The sequence below is a fragment of the Paenibacillus sp. ClWae2A genome, assembly GCF_032452295.1.
In the GTDB taxonomy this organism is placed as follows: domain Bacteria; phylum Bacillota; class Bacilli; order Paenibacillales; family Paenibacillaceae; genus Paenibacillus.
Map to the genome: position 1 here is coordinate 148,913 of NZ_JAULSQ010000006.1, position 17,351 is coordinate 166,263.

Genomic DNA, 17,351 nt, shown 5'->3' on the forward strand with positions numbered 1-17,351 from the left:
TTTATATATTGAATAAATACAAATGATTACTTTCTTCCCGCAACCCACTGCATTCCCCAGTCATGAGCCTCGTCCAACGCCTGATGCCCATTATAGAACTGCACGATTCGTTCAATACTGAATGTCTCATTGTTCACATTGCGTAACATCGCGATGCCACACATGCCAAGCGGGCTCCCGTATTCATTCATTCGGACAATGATATCCGGGCCGTCCTTCTGCTGAATGGTTACCACACCGTCTACTTGAGACCAGTTGGCCACACCACCATAAATATAGGTGAATACCAAGATGCGCTCAATTTCCGATATACGGGCACCATTAATTCGCAGATTCTCTCCCGTCTTAACAGATCCCGTCCGGTCATCCCCATCCAGTGCAATATAAGGGAAACGATTCAGTGAACCAAACGTCTGTCCCAATGCCTGAATCACATCTCGTGTACCATCCTTCATCTCGAACAGGCAGCCCAAGTCCAAATCCACACTCTTGCTGCGACCAAATAACCCTTTGCTACCCTGTTGATTCCAGTTCAGGTTAATCAGGATTTCACCAAGTCCCCCCGCATTTTTCTTGAGGTTAATGGTGTCACCCTTCTTCTTCAATTCAATTTTGCTGAAATTGATCGAATTCACAGGAGATGGCGTTGGCTCTGGTGCGGGTACCGGGGGCGGTGGAGTTGGTACAGCTGTCGGAGGAACGGTTGAAGTCGTTGGTGCAGGGTCTGATCCACCATCCACATCCACACCAAAGTTAGCACAGAGTGCATTCAATCCGCCTGCAAAGCCCGACCCTATTGCATTGAACTTCCATTCTCCGTTATGACGATACAATTCACCGATGACAATCGCGGTCTCCACTGTAAAACCGCTTCCCAGATCATATCTCATCACTTCCTGACCTGTAGCTGCATTGGCAAACCGTAAAAAACCATGCTGAACCTGTCCAAAATGATGGCGCCGCGCTTCACCGTCATGAATCGTCAGGCTGAAGGCGATTTTCTCAATTCGGGCAGGGATTTTGCCAAGATCAATGGCGAACTGTTTCTTCTCGCCACCAACCTGCCCACCATCCATATACGTGATGAACGAGGTAGAGGGCTGATTATAAAAGATAAAATCCTCATCTCCAGCCACTTTATTGTCTGAACCCAGAAGGAATGCTGATGTGTCCAGTTCCACACCCGAAGCTGCCTCCCAACCAATGCCTACCGTTAGACGGGACAAGCCCGGGTTGGTTTTGGTCAGGTCACTCTTCTGGCCTTTCACGACAGAAATCGCCATAGCAGACTCACCTTTCTATGCCAAGTTATTGTGCATCCAGTCCGTAATGCTTGCATAAAGCAGATAGTCCACCTGTGAAACCGCTGCCTACCGCCTGGAATTTCCAGTCTGCACCCGCACGGTAAAACTCACAGAAAACCACGGCTGTTTCTGTAGAGTAATCTTCTCCAAGATCAAACCGGAGCACTTCCCGATCACTCGTAGCATCCACAACACGAACAAAAGCATTGGAGACTTGTCCGAAGTTCTGCCCTCGTCCATCTCCATCATAGATGGTTACCGTAATACCGATCCGGTGAATGTGCGCAGGGATTTTGCTGAAGTCAACGACAACTTGCTCATCATCGCCATCACCCTCACCCGTACGATTGTCACCGGTATGTGTCACTGAACCCGCACCGCCGCTTGGATTGTTGTAAAAAACAAAGTCATCCGTGCCTTTGGCTTTTCCATCTTCGTACAACAAAAAAGCCGAAGCGTCCAGGTCAAAATCGACTCCACCACTATATTTGTTTGTGTCCCAACCTAAACCAACTACCACACGGGTAAGGCCTGGATTCGTCTTAGTCAGGTCAATACGTTGTCCTTTGGCAAGACTGATCGTCATTTGTTTTTCCACCTTTCCAAGATATCTGATTAAATGAAAAGGAGAACCGTCCAGGAGACGGTTCTTCCCATCCTGTAAGTCGTTCTGTACGTCCTATTGCAAACCATAGTCGCGTGTCAATCCAACCAGTCCATCCTGGTAACCACTACCGATGGCACTGAACTTCCACTCGCCGTTATGACGATACAATTCACCAACAACTACACCCGTTTCAATAGAGAAATCTTCTCCCAGATCGAAACGAATCAGTTCTTCGTTGTTTGCTTCGTTAACAATTCGCACATAGGCACGGGAGACTTGTCCGAAGTTCTGGCTACGTTCCGTAGCTTCGTAGATCGTAATGGAGAATGCAATTTTCTCTACATCAGCGGGTACATTAGGCAGGTCGATATTGACCTGTTCATCATCACCGTCGCCATCACCTGTACGGTTGTCACCTGTGTGAACAACAGAACCATTTTCATTTTGAGGATTATTGAAGAAGATGAAGTTTTTCTCGCCTACTACTTTACCGTTTGCATTGGCACAGAATACCGATACATCCAGGTCAAAGTCTTTTCCGCCATCATACTTATTGGTATCCCAGCCCAAGCCTACTGTGATTTTTGTCAAACCTGGGTTCGTTTTAGTCAGATCGATTTTTTGACCTTTAGAGAGATTAATTGCCATCGTATGATCATCCTCGCTTATTTAAATGTATTGTAGTTATCGTGACATATGAATATCAGGATTATTGTCGATTTAGGTTAAATTTTGTACTTAGGAGTACCTGCGAGCGAGTTCGTTGATATGTACCGCATGGGAACCCTCTCCAATTGCCGAGAATTTCCATTCGCCTCCATGACGATACAATTCACCACAGATCAACGCTGTTGAACCTGTGTAGTTATCGGATAGATTGAACTTCACGAGCTCACTGGAATTTTTACCATCCAGAATACGAATATAAGCTCTCTCAATCATGCCAAAATCTTGCTTGCGATTGACACAATCGTAGATATTAACAACGATTAATACTTTATGAACATCAGCAGGAATACGGGACAGATCCATTTTGATCTGTTCGTCGTCACCGTCTCCCTGTCCTGTTAGATTGTCACCTGAATGGATAACCGAACGACATGCACTTTGCTTGTTGTGGAAGCAAACCAGGTTGGAGTCCTTAACCAACTTGCCTTCCTCATTCAACATAATGGCCGATGCATCACAATCGATATCCGCTTGTTTTTTTCTTCCGAAGAAACCTTTGGCAGTTACCGGGTCCCAACCGAGACCAGCAATCACCTCAGTAAGTCCTGCATTGCCTTTGGTTAAATCAATTTTCTGTCCTTTGACCAAATTAATGCTTGCCACTGATTTTCACCTCCCTTCATATGTACAATAGCTACTTAGAGATTGAATTCACCCGGGTTCAGTCCAAGTACACTGCATATTTCAGCAACGACTCTTTTCTCCTGATCGTCAAAGTTACCGTCAGCTGAACCAATCGCACTGCATACACCCACAATAACGCGTCCTACATCCGGCTTGGCTTTGAATTTCCCAATGGCTTTCAGCGCTTCCTGCTTCCCGATCTCTGGAGAGAACTCAAAGTTCGCGACATAGTGATTAAAGCGTGTAATCACTTCAGCCATATCGAATACTTTCAATTCCTGACTCAGGTTGATATAACCGGCCATCTTGTTCTTTTCCGCTTCGTCAATGGAACCATCTGCAAAAGCAACCAGTGCACAACCTGCAACTACAGCGTCCATAAAATCTTTATTTTTAAACTTTTTGACTTGCTCTTCAAGTCCTTGTTTTGTTGAATTTAACCAACTTTTAAATGAACTCATACTCAACCTCCAATAGTTTCAAACATGGTGTTCTTCACTTTTTTTCATGGTTTTCAGTAATTTTCATCCTTACATCATGATTGAATATAAGTTAAATTATTCCTTAACTATACTCTGAAATACGGCAATATTCTACATTAAAAAACAATTAATACCTTATGATACGCATCGTTCTGGATATAGTTTCAAGCGGATTTCAAAAAATTGCTCGCCACCTCTTTTCTTATTTCCACTCACATACAACACATAGAACCCTGACCACCGATCATCCCGGCAGTCAGGGTTCTATGAAATACCTCAGCATATATATAATTCGTTCAACTCATTCAAATTCTATTCAATACTACTATTGCTTTCCGTAAATCTCCTCTACACGTTCTTCCTCATTGGTAGACAACAGAACATTAAGCAACCCCATGGCATTATTGGCATCGGTTCTCGTCGTCTTGTACATCTCGGCAAACGCCGCTTCATCCTGCTCCGGGTCCATCGCAGCAAGCTTGCCCCACGACGTGCGGGCTTTGTCGTATAGCGTACTGAGCGTGATGTCACGCGGATGCTGTGCAACAGGTGCCATGGATTCAAATTTCGCTGTGACCCTGAAGAAATCCATCGAATCCTGGAACGATGTACTGTTATAATCCTTATTTTTCATCGCATCTTCGGTAATCAGCAGGCCTTCACGGGCGATAAACAGCGTTTTCACCATGGCACGCTCCAGATTGGTTGCTTCTTCCCAAGTTACATAAGATTCATCAGGTGCCTGTACGGTTGTGAAAAAAGGAAAGGCATCATCAATCAACCGTTGCGAATCGGAATGAATTGGAACCTCTGCATTCATGTCCACAACGGCATCGCTATAATTGGCGACATTAATATTTTTGGAACCTTCCTCACTAACCCGACGTACCGGATGATCTGTAAGCGGGATACGGATATAACCGAGCTTATCGGCATACTGCTGCTTCAACTCTTCCAGTGTGGAGTCCTTTCCAATCTTGCCGTCGTCGGCTGAAGAAGCTTCTTCTGTAGTTGAACCTGTCTCCTCACTCCCATTCGAACCGGTTGCTGCGGTTTCTGTTACGGCAGCATTCGAGCTGCTTGTTTCTGATGAAGCAACTTCTGTACCGGAAGCAGACTCCGGCGATGACGTCTCTTTAGCTCCGCCACCACAAGCTGTCAGAATCGCTACCAAACCAAGCATAACTGTGAACGTCTTTATCGTGTAATTCCATTTCATCTTCATCGTATAATCTTCCCCTATCATATGTATATTCCTGAGAACCATTAACCTCTGCTCCAAGACTTGAACACTCACTTACAAAAATATCCTTTCATATAACATGCTTGATTCACAATTGGACATGGTCTACATTCTATCATAAGTTAAAAATCGGTTGTATACGACGATATACCTGTGTCTAAAGCCTTTTACTATGCGCGCATTAACTATCCTCGTAACACAAAAACACTGCCGCCCGTATGGACAACAGTGCTTGTGAAAACAGTGCTCGTGAAGCGTAATTATTTGATACCTTTAGCCTTCTCCATATGCTCTGACCGAATCTGAGGGTCTGTCGAATTGACCGATGATAACAGGGCGTAGATCGCCTGAATATCCTTCTCTTGAAATACGGTTTCGGGAACCTCTGTCTCAAGTCGTTCTGTCTTGCGCTGAATCGTTTCCACCAATTCATGATCGTAGATGATCAGTTCATCCGAATTCACATATCTCACAGCAGGATCAACACTAATGCGGCAACGATTGGTGAAGGTCACCATAGAGACGAGACGTACTCTTTTGTAGTCTCCGAGGTGTGCATGGATGGCTTCCACATGTGCACGATGCTGCATGAGTGGATTGTACATTTTGACCCGGCTGCTGCTGACCGACCAATTGGCCTCTCTTCTTCCGCCGCGAATCTCACCTGTTGTGAGATTTCGGGTTTCGATCACAAAGATTGCCCGAGGACCGATTACGACATGATCAATCTGCGAATAACCGGAGCGTGACTTTGGATTGGTAACGAGTAAGTCGTTCAGCACTTTATATTGACTTGGAAGACCAATCAGCTGATCTGCTGTACTAGGCTCCTCCGGCTGGCGTGTCCAATCCCCTTCCGCCTTTTTCTTGCGCTTACTTCGGACCATACGCGGGGGAATGGTTGTCGTCGCTGGTAACGCTGAAGCGGAGGCTGTAATCTGGTTCGCAAGCTCTGGTTGTGTCTTGAACAGAGACAGGATTTTCTTGAACATGGGCAAGCTCCGTTCTATTATAGTGTGGGTTACGGGTGACCATTACAGGAGGAATAACATCCTTTGACACATTCATTATGTAAACTTCTATTACTTATGTCGGATAAAGAGGGGTAAAAATAAAGGGAAAACGATCAAAATCTCTCCAATACGCAAAGTACATATGAACATTTAACCAATTCCGTGACTTTAGACGCATAAACAAGCCGCAAAATTGAAAAAAAACAGCGCAACCTTTCCTGAATAGAAAAAGAATACGCTGCTGTTCTCTTGATGTTAAGCCTGAAGATAATAGGTGTAGAGCACCTGAGTCCCCTTCTCTTCCAGACCATTATTCGCTATTTCCTGATACAGAGATTCGGCCAGAGCCAGACCAGGCGTTTTCATGCCCATCGCTTTTGCAGACTCCAGTGCAATTCCCATGTCTTTGATAAAATGTTTCACATAGAATCCAGGCTCATAATCGCCTGCGATCATGCGCGGACCGAGATTGCTGAGCGACCAGCTTCCGGCTGCACCGGTAGCAATGCTCTTCAGCACGGTCTCCGCGTCCAGACCAGACGTCTTGGCATAGGCGAGTGCTTCGCATACACCTATCATGCCAGAGGCAATGGCAATCTGGTTGCACATTTTGGTATGCTGCCCGGCTCCCGCCTTGCCTTGCAGCACAATGTTAGTACCCATCTGCTCAAACAGCGGACGCACGGCTTCAAAGGCCTCCGAGCTACCACCAACCATAATGGACAGCTTCGCGTTCTGCGCTCCGATATCACCGCCCGACACAGGCGCGTCCAGTGCATGCAGTCCTTTGGCTTCAGCAGTTTCAAAGATTCGTGCAGCCAGTAACGGACTTGATGTTGTCATATCAATCAGATATGAACCCGGTTTTGCATTGACTACGAGCCCATCCTCACCGAGATAGATCTCCTCTACATCCTTCGGATACCCCACCATCGTGATGATGACATCACACGTGGCAGCCAGTTTGCCTGGTGTGTCATGCCATACGGCACCTTCCTTCACCAATGCTTCCGCTTTGGCAGCAGTTCGCGTGTAGACATGCAGCGGATACCCTGCTCTCTGGATATGTCCAGCCATGCTTTTACCCATCACGCCTGTACCAATAAAGCCAACTTTTGTCTCTCCAGGCGCCTTCGTTGTATTTGTCATCGCAGGTTTCCTCCCTATTTCTCTATGCTTCGCTCAGTGCTTGTCTTCGACATTGCTATATCTGTATGTTAAAGCTTTCTGGTTAGTCCGTCCATATCGGTTGCAGCTTTCTGTGAAAAAATCTGAAAAAGGAATCAACTTCCTGTATGCTGTACAACCTAACGGAAACTTCCTTCATTGGAAAGGAGGATTTCCATGAGTCGTGAAAAAGGTCAAATAACCATCTGGTTGTCCTTTTCCATCATTTTATTAAGTGCCGGACTGGTCTGCCATGTCTTGTCCATTCCAGCAATTCTCGAAGCTGGCGGCAGAGACGGATGGTTGTCTGTCGTAGCGGCTGCCCCTTTTTTCATGTTGTTTCTATGCATGATGTACATCATTATTCGCCGTGTACGTGGACAGCGATTAACGGATTGGATTACGCGAGAATTCGGTGCAGTCCCTTCCTGGATCTTCCGAATCTCCGCTTCCATTCTGCTGTTCACGCTTGGCACGCATACGTTGTATGAGACAACTAACTGGACCGTGTCCACATATCTTCAATTCACACCGCCTTACGTTCTGGCTGGTGGCGGTGCACTGGTTGCAGCGTGGGCAGCGGCTAAAGGCATACGCTCCATTGCGATGACTTCCAGTCTGCTGCTCCCCTTTGTAATTTTGCTTGGTTATTTTGTAATGTCCGCCAATATGAAATACAAAGACTACAGTCTATTGTTCCCGATTATGGAGAACGGCATGGGTCCCGTATGGCGGGGCATGATCTACTCCTTAGCCGGCCTTATGGAAATCTGGATTCTTATGTTGTTTCAACATGAAGTCAAAGGCAAAATTCGTTGGTGGTATGTTCTGATCCTCGGCGTGTTCATGCTCAGTATGGCGATAGGGCCAACGATCGGAGCCATCGTGGAATTTGGTCCCGAAGAAGCAGCGAAACAACGGAACAGTCCCTATGAGCAATGGAAACTTGTGAATATTGGAAAACTACTGCAGCACGTTGATTTTCTGTCCATCTATCAGTGGCTCAGTGGTTCCTTCGCAAGGGTCGCCATATCCATGTATCTCATCGTGGATCTGCTGAATTTCCGCAGACCGAAGAAACGATATATCGCGATTCTTACCATTACCGTCATCATGAGCTTCATGGCGATGCAATGGTGGCGCATTGATTACGTGGATTATTATGTGGACCATATTCAGTTCCCGGTCATGCTGGCCTATGTCTCAATCGTTACCGTGATATTAACCATCGCTGCATTAATCCACAAAAAGGACAAGGAGGCTCCCAAACGTGCCGATCTCAACCCAACCCAAGAATAATCGTGAAGTTGAACCGTTCCGAATGAACGAGCACAACTTGAATACCTTTTTTGCCGGATCTGATGATGTCATCATCAATAGTCATATGTTCGGGGAACCTCCGATGCAACTTCTTATGACCTATTGCAGCGGTATGGTAGATAGTGAAGCGATCTACGATATTATTCTCCCGGAACTCAAACGAACATATGAAAATACACACTTTGTCCGTACATCCGACATTGAAAAGTGCATCAGCCTGGAGTGGACCCGAATGGATCTGCAAGATCCGGCATTTGGAACTGAACTGATGTCTCTCCGTGTTTTTGAAGGCCATATGTTGATCTGTATTCCTTCCCTGCAAACCATGTGGAGTATTGATATATCTAACATCCCTACTCGAACACCGGAGGAATCCACCACCGAAGTTTCGATTCGCGGGGCAAGAGATGGTTTCATTGAACCACTTGCCGTCAATGTTGCCTTGATACGCACCCGACTACGTACGAACCAATTGGCCTGCAATATCGAACTGATCGGTTCACGTTCTGCAACCAAGGTGGCACTGATGTATCTCAAGAATATCGCCAATCCGGAGCTGATCGAAGACGTACAGGATCGGTTGCGTAAGATTGAAACCGAACGTATTTTGACCGCCAATGAACTGGAAGAATTGCTGTCGCCTTCCAAGATTACTTTGTTTCCCGTCACCCATTATACGGGTAGGCCCGACTTTGCTGCAGAATGTCTCCTGAACGGACGTTTTATCCTCATTGTTGACGGCAATCCCAGCGCCATTATTGGGCCAGTCAATCTGTTTCTTTTGCTCAAATCACCCGAGGATGCCAGCTTTCCCTTCTTGCCTGTCAACGTAGGGCGGATGCTACGCTTTCTCGGTCTGATGATCACCGTGTTCCTGCCCGGCTTTTATATTGCGTTGACCTCCTTTCATATGGATCAGATTCCTTTCCCACTGGTTGCCACAATATCGGTAGGGCGTACGGGATTGCCAATGGAATCGGGAGTGGAGATGTTTCTCATTATGCTGCTAATGGAACTGTTCCGAGAGGCGGGGGTACGTTTACCGAGTGCCATCGGCCAGACATTAACTGTCGTTGGAGGTTTGATTATCGGTGATTCCGCCATTCGAGCCGGCATGGTCTCTCCCCTCATGATTGTCATCATTGCAGTCACTGTCGTAGCTGGTGCAACCATTGTGAATCAGGTCATGACCAGCTCTGTGCTGATCCTGCGGTTCCTTTGTTTTGTCCTGGGGGCATCCCTCGGCATCTATGGGTTCATCCTGTCGTTGATTCTGTTCCTCATCTACCTGACCGATCTCAAATCATTTGGCATTCCGTATCTCACGCCGTTAACACCACTTCATTTCAAACAAGCGATAGCTTCATTATTCAAACTGCCAAAAGGGTTAGGTAAACGAAGACCCGTCTATCTTGAGACTCAAGAACCGCGTAAGAAAGGAAACGGACGATGAAACACTTGTTTCAGCGATGTTTGCTGGGTCTGTTAAGCCTATCGATGTGTGTGATGACGAGTGGGTGCTGGAGTGCCTTTGAAATCCAACAGGTGGACTACGCCAAAGCCTTTGGGATTGATTATAAGGACGGCATGTATCACCTGTATGTACAAACGCTGGATTTTGCGAGTGTCGCCAAAAGTGAAAGTTCAACCAAAAGTGCCGAGACACCGCCTGTATGGGTTGGACATGCCGAAGGAAAAACCATGAGTCTGGCGCTAAACGAACTGTTCCGTACGGCTCAATTACACATGGCTTGGGGGCATGTGACAGCCATCGTTATGGCGGAAGGTGTGCTCACCAACAAACACATCAAAGAAGTGTTCGACATGCTGGGACGGTTTCCAGAATCCCGTTATACAACCTGGGTGTATGGAACACGCGAGCCACTGGAGAAAATTCTGAGCGCAACGTCCATCTATAATATGTCGCCCTTGGATAGCATTCTTCACAATCCGCTCCCCACGTACATGGAAGAATCGTTGTACCCGCCCGTTCTTAGCTTTAAGCTCATTGCAACACATAATGATCCCGCTACCACGACGTATCTACCGAGTCTTGCATTGAACAATACCCAGTGGGCTGAGAATGAGAAGAAACATGATTTGTTTCTGGTGGAAGGGGCCTTTTTCGAGAAGACTGGCTATGACTTTGAATACTTTCCACGCAGTCAGCTTCCCGGTTATCACTGGTTAATTAAAGACATGCGACGGGCCCCCTTACTTGTCCAGAAGGATGGAACGATCTACGGGGCACTCAGTGTAGGATTGCCAAAGATCAAAATTAAACCGGTCATTCATGGGGAAGAGGTCAAGTTCAACATTGACGCCGAATACCTAACTGCCCTTTATGAATACCTGGTGCCTACCTCTTATAATGAAATGATCCAGATTAGTGAAGTGAAGTTGCGGGAGCAGATCATGCAGACCTATCGTCACGGCCTTGAGCGTGGTGTGGATATTTACGGTCTTCAGGAGAAACTGTATCGCAAAAATCCGAAGCTCTGGCGTAAGTTATCCAACAATGGCAGCAAGATGATGCTTACCGAAGACTCGATTCAGGATTTGAAAATTCATCTCACCATCCCGTATACAGGGAAATATAAACGGAAAGTGTAGGAAGAAAGTGAAACACCCCTTGTCCGTCTGGAGCCGGATAAGGGGTGTTTGTGTTTTTAATTTTTGATAAGAGAAAAATCCATTTTTCTTTAAAAACCAAATGTTAATCCTAAATATTCGACTATGATCCACGTAGCAGGCCAAAGTAATGGAACATGAACAACCCAGTAAGGTGCTTTGAATCGGCCGTTCTCGTAACTAATCCCACAATAGAATATTGCAAATAATACGCCCAAAGGATATGTAAAAAGAATTTTACCTAATAAATCACGGGAAGTATCGTATGTATGTGGAAACGGTGCAGCTAGAGACATACCCAGTCCGAAAAGAGCTATAGGCCAAATTAACAAACTAATTCCATACAAAACTAAAAATAATAATAAATAATTGAACAGCTTCTCATTCTTCCTCTTACTCATGTACCCTCCTGATTTCCTGATCGTATCGCTCAGCTTAATAAGCTTTATCAGAAAATTTTACAGTATATATATGGAAATATAAATACTTCGTTCCTTATTGATTATTAAAAAGACCTTCAACCATCGGCCTTAATATTCCCCTAAGAATTAATAATCCTTAATGCTAGTCACTACTCTTTGCTTTATTTACATGCATAATTACCAATTTACGACTCATACTACCATAAGTAAATTATCGAAGGAGTGACAGTATGAGGTTAAAAAGGTTCATCGCCGTTGGAGCCGTGTTAACATGCTCGACTCTGTTATGGGGCTGTGGCAATGGCACTGCGAATAATGCTTCCCAGCAACAGAATGACACCGTTCGATCGGAGAGTTGGAGCGATCCCAAACGACTGGAAGCTTCCCATCTTGAGGCGCTTGAGCGTATGGAGAAGGATCACATCCACCGAATGGTTTCGCTTAGCGCAAGTACAGATGGAGACAAAGTGATGACCACACTTGAACGGTCGAGCCAAAAGTTGGAGGAAATGAGACCGCTCGCCGAAATGCTCCAGCATGAAGGACATCCAGCATTATTACAGCGAATTCAGGACATGTCCCGGGATATCCAAGGTTCCAAATCCGTCATTGCTGAGATGAAAAAATTGCCTCAGGACGGCAAAATTAAGATCCAGTCTGAGAACTCCGATTCCTTGCATCACATCAGCAGCTTCCGTGATTACCATCAGTATATTCAGGGACAAGTGCAATCGTTGAACAGCAGTAATCCCAATTTACACTAATCAGTAACAGTACTGATTACCCAAGTGATTTCAATCTATACAAATGTATGAACGAAGCAAAAATAGTTAGGTGGGAAGATTACTTCCTATCTGACTATTTACGTGTGAGCGTATATAGACAATTACTGCATCCTGCTGCGATTTCTTTGATCTTCTCTGTCCGCTTCTTCCATCTTGCGAATGTATCGCTTCAATTCCTCTTTATGAGCTTCTAGTTCACTTAATCTAACAGCAGCACCTTCAACAAAAGACTGCATCTTGAAAGTTAGCACCGATGCTGATGTCCCTACCCAATCCTGCTGCAACCTTCCATGAATCGTACGCATCTTCTGTTCCTGTTGTATAAGCCTTTGCTGCAATTGTTCGCATTGTTGAACGGCTCTTCGTAAATCCGACAGAGATACGGATATTCTGCCCATATCCACTTTCCTCCTGTTAATCTATCTATATAAATCCCATTATTATTGTTGCTGATCAGCTATTACAAAATCTTCTCTCTTTCGTTCAATATAATCTGCAATCTCACTTATGGACTCTTGGTACCAACGGTTAATTTGTTGCAAAGTAGCTGTTGCATTATAAGCAATAGGTGTAAAAGACTGACTTTCGCTCGTTGCTATATGGGTCTGGAACATCTGAATAGAAGCTTGTGCATCGTTGGAAAATCCGCTCAAACTCAGTCTCATTTCTCGAGCAGACTGCGCTAATTCTTCCGGTGTTAATTGAATCTTACCGCCACCAGAACTACCTACTTCAGATATAAACGAAGCTACTGCACCAGACATCACATTAGAGAACACAGCCATTGCTTTCTGATGTGCAGTCCATCTAGGAGAAATATCAAGCGTCTCTCCCGTACTCCGATCGATTAACGGGCCAATTAAGTTGCCCTCCTTATCAAACTCATATTGCTTCATGGAGTGGTACCCCTTGCCTTCGTCCTTCGAGAAGGAATCCAATAATCTAACGATATTTCCAATGTACAGCTTATCTAGATCTACATCTATTCCAACGTCATGAACCAACATCGGGGAGCCTGCACCGAGAGGTTGAAAAGGGACCTTTAACTGTAATTGAAACTTCCAGTTCTGATACATCGCATTAGCGGTGTCAAAATCCTGTCCCTTGTACACCGTAAGTCCAACGTGCCTATCATATTCACTTATTCCGCCAGCTCCTACAGAATCACTCGGATGAACCACATTAACCATTTTGTTGTCAAAGTGACCTTCATTCACTTTAGCCAAACTTATATCATCCAGCAGATTCATTACACTTGGAGCACTGTACGTCATACCAGACACATCATGACGAGCAGCCACATATTGAGCCAAACCACCACCAAGAGAATGGCCTGTTAGCGAAATATCTGAATCGGGGTATGCTTTCTGTACTACCTCATACAATTCTTCAGCTTGATGAAACTGATTGTTTTCCCAACTTGAATTATCCATCATGAGTTTGAATGGACTATTTTTGAAGATATTATGACGCTCTGGGTCCGTTATGGAATCTTCAAGCCTTCTCGTTCTGCCCCCTACGACATCCAAAGCATCCGTCGCCCAGTCCGCAATTTTATCTGTCAACTTCCCTTCCGGTTCAGTCCCGCGATAACCGATGACAATCTGATCTGTAAGATCATTCTTTAAAACAACTGCGTCGAACCCAGACCTTCTATGCAATTTTGCTCCATCTGGCTCAATCACTTTCCAATTAGCCGAATCCAATGTATCAGGGTAATCTCCTTCATTCAAATTAAGATAGGCCAGTTCCGAAATTTCCTTATATGTTTTATCAGTTATATAGGTATCCATAAAAACTCCTCTCTGTTTACTGAACTAAAAAGTTAAAGTATATTTATAAAGTGTTAAGTTCACATATATAGGAGGTTGAAGAATATTTTTAAAAATATTCAATTTGTATCTATTCCACTTATAATCTTAGCCCTTATATTGGGAGGATGTAATTCTATGCCGAATCAAGACAAAATTATTGAAGAAGCAACTCAAGTGGGTCATCAATACTTTATTGATCACTATAATACTGAAGTGGAATTCACTGATCATAAATTTATGCCAAAAGATCTTAGTCACAATATCAGTTTGAGTGGTCATGTTAAAAATAATAAAGAAACCGAAATCACCATCCTCATTGATTATGACACGTTTGAAGTTCAAACAGCCGTTGTACCGAAAGAGTTACTTGACCAAAAAATCAAGTAAGTTCCAACAAGGAGTAGTAAATATGCTTATTATTAAATATCGTACACCTCTAACCCTATTAATATTGATTAGTATAAGTATCACTGTATTTTGCGGTTGCATGTTCAACCAGCAAAAAGAAATTGTACAAAAATCCAAGATCGCAAGCCTAACTTATTTTAAAGAAACCTATGGAATTGATGTTGAGTTTACAGGCCACAAGTTCATTCCGTCTGACTTGTCTCATACGGTGTCACTGACAGGGTACGTAAAAGGAAATAAGACCCAAGAAATATTCTCAATGGTGGATTACGATACTTATGAAGTCAAAACAGGCTCAGTGCCCGAAGACATCAAACCTCTTAAGTAGTTTATAAGAAATTTTAACTTTTAAAAACTTTAGGGCCTTGTACAGGTACATGGCTCTTTCATATGTAATAGTAGGGATTTCATAGCTAATCTTATCCTCTTTTTTCCAAAGAAGTAGAATCATTATAGTCCATCTTCTGTGAATCGTGTATACGACATATAAGAAATGAGCACAAAGTCTTTATAAATTTCAGGCATTAAATCTTACATATTATAAGTTATAGGACGTTGTTACCAGAATAATTTCAGTGATTTGCATAAATATGTGAAAGTAACGGTTTATAACTTTGTCAGGCAGCGACGCTCTATGTACATCTTTACACTCGTCACTGCCTATACACTCATAATGCTAGCTCCTCACTCGAACCAGATACGTGATATACGAAGCCCTCCTGATTCATCGATTGGATTACGAGCAGCAGTCACAGTAATTCACTGTACACCACCGCAGTCAGCGCTCTGGCTTTCACACTTTTTCCTCTTCTTTACAGCTTCATTCCACCCACAACGACACCCATATGAACACACTAAATAACAAGACTGGTGCAAGTGCGCCTGTGGCTAATATGATCCAAAGTGTCGCGGGCTTGATCCTTTGGCAGTATGCATCGACCTTGCGCATCCGATCTTTACGCCATTTGGCGAACCTGAGCTGTCTGACCATCCGACTCAGAACTTTTTGCCGCTGCTCGCCCTCTTCGAATTCATCGATCGCACGCCGCAACTCCTCATATAATTGAGCCTCTTCCTGCCCAGCCACTGTAGGTGTAATCATCTGATCCTTCCTCCCCTTGAGAACATTATTGAGATACAGCCTCTCGCCTAATCGAACCATCATTAGTACCCCTGTATTCTAGTCACTACCTTCCTCACTAAACACTACTTAAATAACACATTACAGACCTTCAAAGTTTGAATCTTTTTCAAAAAATGAACAACCCAAAAAGCCCGGGCATAGCCCGGACTTCGTTGAATCATGCTAGAACTATTTAACTGAGTGCCGTTTAGCCAGCGTCAGCGATCAATGCATTCAGGCAAACCGCACCCTGTGCACGCACATTAACGACAATAATCGGCGTATCCAACATGTCGTTCATCCAGGACATATACTCTTCTACTTTTTCATTAGGAAGGATCGTCAGAATAACTCCTGCGAATCCACCACCATGAATACGACAAGCGCCATCACCTAGGTTTTGCAGATAATTCTCGGTCAGTGCCAGCGCGATGCCAATCTCCTGTTCCTTCACAGCACCACTCTGATATACATTCTGCAACCACTTCCATGACGAGTTACCAGAAGCTGTAATCAGTTTCAGGAAATCAGCAAAACGTCCATCCCGCAACGCCTGAACCTGACCCTCGACACGATTGTTTTCCTCCAGGAAATGAAGTGCACGCAGCACGGCACGATCCCCAGCAGCTTCACGAACCTTCTTGAGGTTGGCATAGATTGCGTCAGCTGTAATTTCCCGAACATACTCACTGCCCAGCGCTTGAGCAACCGCTCTCATCTCATATGGCACAGCCGCGTAATCTTCCGTCAGATCGGCGTGGTTACCACCTGTATTCACAATGACCAATGAGTAGCCATTTTGTTGGAAATCCCACTGAACAGGTTCAATGACAGGCTGTGCGGGATTTTCAAAATCAATGGCAATGAGTCCGCCGTACGCACAAGCCATCTGATCCAGCAGACCGGAAGGTTTGTTCCAATAGTGATTCTCCGCATACTGACCAATCTTGGCCAAGGTGACAACATCCAATGCTCCATCATTATAGAAATGATTCAAAATCGTACAGATCAGCATCTCGAATGACGCCGAGGAACTCACCCCTGATGCCGAGAACACGTTACTTGAGAGGTACGCCTGGAAGCCGCCTACCTTATATCCAAATTCTCCAAATCCTGCAGCCATACCGCGAATCAATGCTGTTGTGCCATCGTCTTCCGTATTTGGCGTGAGGTCCGTGAGATCGATTACATATTTCTTGTCATAACCTTCTGAATAAAAGGTAATAACCGAATCCGTAGTTGGTGCAGCCACTGCAATCGTATCCAGCGTAATGCTGCCCGCTAGCACTTTACCATGGTTATGATCCGTGTGGTTGCCGCCAATCTCGCTGCGTCCTGATGCGCTGAACAACTTGCTTCCTTCTTGTGCGCCAAAGTACTCTTCGAACGTTGCGTTCAGCTTTGTATAACGTGAGGTCTGTTCCTCTACTTGTGATTGTCCATACATTTGGGCAAGCAACGCTTGGCCCTCCGTGGATTGGATCAGATTCAATGGTTGTGTCGTCATTAATAATCCTCCTATGGATATGCAGCTTTTTATTTTTTGGCTGTTGATGAACATGGTTGTCGCGTCTGTTTCATGCCTTATTCCTATCCCATTATCTCAGCTTCGTAGCTGAAAAGGTAGGGTAGAATTGAAAGTTTGTAAGCGTTTTGTGAAGTTATTTAATGTAAAAATA

General features: G+C 44.7%; 19 protein-coding genes. 6 read left to right on the forward strand and 13 right to left on the reverse strand.

Annotation, left to right across the window (positions count from 1 at the left end; translation table 11 throughout):
* Window positions 1–26: 26 nt before the first annotated feature.
* From QVE09_RS19015 to QVE09_RS19050, 8 genes are all read right to left on the reverse strand, one after another.
* Complete coding sequence (locus tag QVE09_RS19015; protein ID WP_315373247.1) at window positions 27–1,283, reverse strand: TerD family protein; 1,257 nt, start codon at window positions 1,281–1,283, stop codon at window positions 27–29.
* A 25-nt stretch (window positions 1,284–1,308) separates the two neighbouring features.
* Window positions 1,309–1,890, reverse strand: a complete 582-nt coding sequence (locus QVE09_RS19020; protein ID WP_315938031.1) for a TerD family protein — start codon at window positions 1,888–1,890, stop codon at window positions 1,309–1,311.
* A 93-nt stretch (window positions 1,891–1,983) separates the two neighbouring features.
* Complete coding sequence (locus tag QVE09_RS19025) at window positions 1,984–2,559, reverse strand: TerD family protein (protein WP_315938032.1); 576 nt, start codon at window positions 2,557–2,559, stop codon at window positions 1,984–1,986.
* Between the two features lie 90 nt (window positions 2,560–2,649).
* Window positions 2,650–3,243, reverse strand: a complete 594-nt coding sequence (locus QVE09_RS19030) for a TerD family protein (RefSeq protein WP_315938033.1) — start codon at window positions 3,241–3,243, stop codon at window positions 2,650–2,652.
* A gap of 35 nt (window positions 3,244–3,278) precedes the next feature.
* The gene (locus QVE09_RS19035) at window positions 3,279–3,725 is read right to left on the reverse strand and encodes a tellurite resistance TerB family protein (RefSeq protein ID WP_315938034.1); all 447 of its coding nucleotides are present in this window, start codon (window positions 3,723–3,725) and stop codon (window positions 3,279–3,281) included.
* A 346-nt stretch (window positions 3,726–4,071) separates the two neighbouring features.
* The gene (locus tag QVE09_RS19040; RefSeq protein ID WP_315938035.1) at window positions 4,072–4,971 is read right to left on the reverse strand and encodes a hypothetical protein; all 900 of its coding nucleotides are present in this window, start codon (window positions 4,969–4,971) and stop codon (window positions 4,072–4,074) included.
* 278 nt (window positions 4,972–5,249) lie between these two features.
* On the reverse strand, window positions 5,250–5,981 hold the full coding sequence (locus QVE09_RS19045) for a nuclease-related domain-containing protein (RefSeq protein WP_253430802.1): 732 nt from the start codon (window positions 5,979–5,981) through the stop codon (window positions 5,250–5,252).
* Window positions 5,982–6,257: 276 nt separating this feature from the next.
* Window positions 6,258–7,151 carry an NAD(P)-dependent oxidoreductase gene (locus QVE09_RS19050; protein WP_315938036.1) on the reverse strand — a complete coding sequence of 298 codons (894 nt, stop codon included), beginning with the start codon at window positions 7,149–7,151 and terminating at the stop codon, window positions 6,258–6,260.
* A gap of 195 nt (window positions 7,152–7,346) precedes the next feature.
* Here QVE09_RS19050 and QVE09_RS19055 point away from each other — a divergent pair, with 195 nt between their 5' ends.
* Genes QVE09_RS19055 through QVE09_RS19065 form a run of 3 tightly spaced genes read left to right on the forward strand, consistent with a single transcriptional unit; the run spans window position 7,347 to window position 11,102 of the window.
* The gene (locus tag QVE09_RS19055; RefSeq protein WP_315938037.1) at window positions 7,347–8,468 is read left to right on the forward strand and encodes a GerAB/ArcD/ProY family transporter; all 1,122 of its coding nucleotides are present in this window, start codon (window positions 7,347–7,349) and stop codon (window positions 8,466–8,468) included.
* Complete coding sequence (locus tag QVE09_RS19060) at window positions 8,440–9,942, forward strand: spore germination protein (RefSeq protein ID WP_315938038.1); 1,503 nt, start codon at window positions 8,440–8,442, stop codon at window positions 9,940–9,942. The genes QVE09_RS19055 and QVE09_RS19060 overlap by 29 nt, the downstream gene beginning before the upstream one ends.
* Entirely contained in the window at window positions 9,939–11,102 is a 1,164-nt protein-coding gene (locus tag QVE09_RS19065; protein ID WP_315938039.1) for a Ger(x)C family spore germination protein, read from the forward strand. The genes QVE09_RS19060 and QVE09_RS19065 overlap by 4 nt, the downstream gene beginning before the upstream one ends.
* An 89-nt stretch (window positions 11,103–11,191) precedes the next feature.
* Here QVE09_RS19065 and QVE09_RS19070 read toward each other — a convergent pair whose 3' ends face one another.
* Complete coding sequence (locus tag QVE09_RS19070) at window positions 11,192–11,521, reverse strand: hypothetical protein (RefSeq protein ID WP_145321059.1); 330 nt, start codon at window positions 11,519–11,521, stop codon at window positions 11,192–11,194.
* Between the two features lie 251 nt (window positions 11,522–11,772).
* Here QVE09_RS19070 and QVE09_RS19075 point away from each other — a divergent pair, with 251 nt between their 5' ends.
* Window positions 11,773–12,306, forward strand: coding sequence for a hypothetical protein (locus QVE09_RS19075; protein ID WP_315938040.1), 534 nt, complete (start codon window positions 11,773–11,775; stop codon window positions 12,304–12,306).
* A 122-nt stretch (window positions 12,307–12,428) separates the two neighbouring features.
* Here QVE09_RS19075 and QVE09_RS19080 read toward each other — a convergent pair whose 3' ends face one another.
* Together QVE09_RS19080 and QVE09_RS19085 are read right to left on the reverse strand one after the other, a co-directional pair.
* Window positions 12,429–12,725, reverse strand: coding sequence for a WXG100 family type VII secretion target (locus QVE09_RS19080; protein ID WP_315938041.1), 297 nt, complete (start codon window positions 12,723–12,725; stop codon window positions 12,429–12,431).
* Between the two features lie 42 nt (window positions 12,726–12,767).
* Window positions 12,768–14,120 carry a lipase family protein gene (locus tag QVE09_RS19085; protein WP_315938042.1) on the reverse strand — a complete coding sequence of 451 codons (1,353 nt, stop codon included), beginning with the start codon at window positions 14,118–14,120 and terminating at the stop codon, window positions 12,768–12,770.
* A gap of 156 nt (window positions 14,121–14,276) precedes the next feature.
* Here QVE09_RS19085 and QVE09_RS19090 point away from each other — a divergent pair, with 156 nt between their 5' ends.
* Together QVE09_RS19090 and QVE09_RS19095 are read left to right on the forward strand one after the other, a co-directional pair.
* Window positions 14,277–14,528, forward strand: coding sequence for a hypothetical protein (locus tag QVE09_RS19090; RefSeq protein WP_091015829.1), 252 nt, complete (start codon window positions 14,277–14,279; stop codon window positions 14,526–14,528).
* 22 nt (window positions 14,529–14,550) lie between these two features.
* The gene (locus QVE09_RS19095) at window positions 14,551–14,877 is read left to right on the forward strand and encodes a hypothetical protein (RefSeq protein WP_315938043.1); all 327 of its coding nucleotides are present in this window, start codon (window positions 14,551–14,553) and stop codon (window positions 14,875–14,877) included.
* 492 nt (window positions 14,878–15,369) lie between these two features.
* Here the strand turns inward: QVE09_RS19095 and QVE09_RS19100 are convergent, their stop codons facing one another.
* Together QVE09_RS19100 and QVE09_RS19105 are read right to left on the reverse strand one after the other, a co-directional pair.
* The gene (locus QVE09_RS19100; protein ID WP_315938044.1) at window positions 15,370–15,651 is read right to left on the reverse strand and encodes a hypothetical protein; all 282 of its coding nucleotides are present in this window, start codon (window positions 15,649–15,651) and stop codon (window positions 15,370–15,372) included.
* Between the two features lie 229 nt (window positions 15,652–15,880).
* The gene (locus QVE09_RS19105; protein ID WP_315938045.1) at window positions 15,881–17,179 is read right to left on the reverse strand and encodes a galactokinase; all 1,299 of its coding nucleotides are present in this window, start codon (window positions 17,177–17,179) and stop codon (window positions 15,881–15,883) included.
* Window positions 17,180–17,351: the final 172 nt, after the last annotated feature.

Bases quoted from the DNA above. Each gene is read 5' to 3' on its own strand.
- QVE09_RS19050 (WP_315938036.1), bottom strand. From the start codon at position 7,151: ATGACAAATACAACGAAGGCGCCTGGAGAGACAAAAGTTGGCTTTATT.
- QVE09_RS19095 (WP_315938043.1), top strand. From the start codon at position 14,551: ATGCTTATTATTAAATATCGTACACCTCTAACCCTATTAATATTGATT.
- QVE09_RS19025 (WP_315938032.1), bottom strand. From the start codon at position 2,559: ATGGCAATTAATCTCTCTAAAGGTCAAAAAATCGATCTGACTAAAACG.
- QVE09_RS19035 (WP_315938034.1), bottom strand. From the start codon at position 3,725: ATGAGTTCATTTAAAAGTTGGTTAAATTCAACAAAACAAGGACTTGAA.
- QVE09_RS19070 (WP_145321059.1), bottom strand. From the start codon at position 11,521: ATGAGTAAGAGGAAGAATGAGAAGCTGTTCAATTATTTATTATTATTT.
- QVE09_RS19015 (WP_315373247.1), bottom strand. From the start codon at position 1,283: ATGGCGATTTCTGTCGTGAAAGGCCAGAAGAGTGACCTGACCAAAACC.
- QVE09_RS19045 (WP_253430802.1), bottom strand. From the start codon at position 5,981: ATGTTCAAGAAAATCCTGTCTCTGTTCAAGACACAACCAGAGCTTGCG.
- QVE09_RS19020 (WP_315938031.1), bottom strand. From the start codon at position 1,890: ATGACGATCAGTCTTGCCAAAGGACAACGTATTGACCTGACTAAGACG.
- QVE09_RS19040 (WP_315938035.1), bottom strand. From the start codon at position 4,971: ATGAAGATGAAATGGAATTACACGATAAAGACGTTCACAGTTATGCTT.
- QVE09_RS19090 (WP_091015829.1), top strand. From the start codon at position 14,277: ATGCCGAATCAAGACAAAATTATTGAAGAAGCAACTCAAGTGGGTCAT.
- QVE09_RS19065 (WP_315938039.1), top strand. From the start codon at position 9,939: ATGAAACACTTGTTTCAGCGATGTTTGCTGGGTCTGTTAAGCCTATCG.
- QVE09_RS19075 (WP_315938040.1), top strand. From the start codon at position 11,773: ATGAGGTTAAAAAGGTTCATCGCCGTTGGAGCCGTGTTAACATGCTCG.
- QVE09_RS19085 (WP_315938042.1), bottom strand. From the start codon at position 14,120: ATGGATACCTATATAACTGATAAAACATATAAGGAAATTTCGGAACTG.
- QVE09_RS19105 (WP_315938045.1), bottom strand. From the start codon at position 17,179: ATGACGACACAACCATTGAATCTGATCCAATCCACGGAGGGCCAAGCG.
- QVE09_RS19080 (WP_315938041.1), bottom strand. From the start codon at position 12,725: ATGGGCAGAATATCCGTATCTCTGTCGGATTTACGAAGAGCCGTTCAA.
- QVE09_RS19055 (WP_315938037.1), top strand. From the start codon at position 7,347: ATGAGTCGTGAAAAAGGTCAAATAACCATCTGGTTGTCCTTTTCCATC.
- QVE09_RS19100 (WP_315938044.1), bottom strand. From the start codon at position 15,651: ATGATTACACCTACAGTGGCTGGGCAGGAAGAGGCTCAATTATATGAG.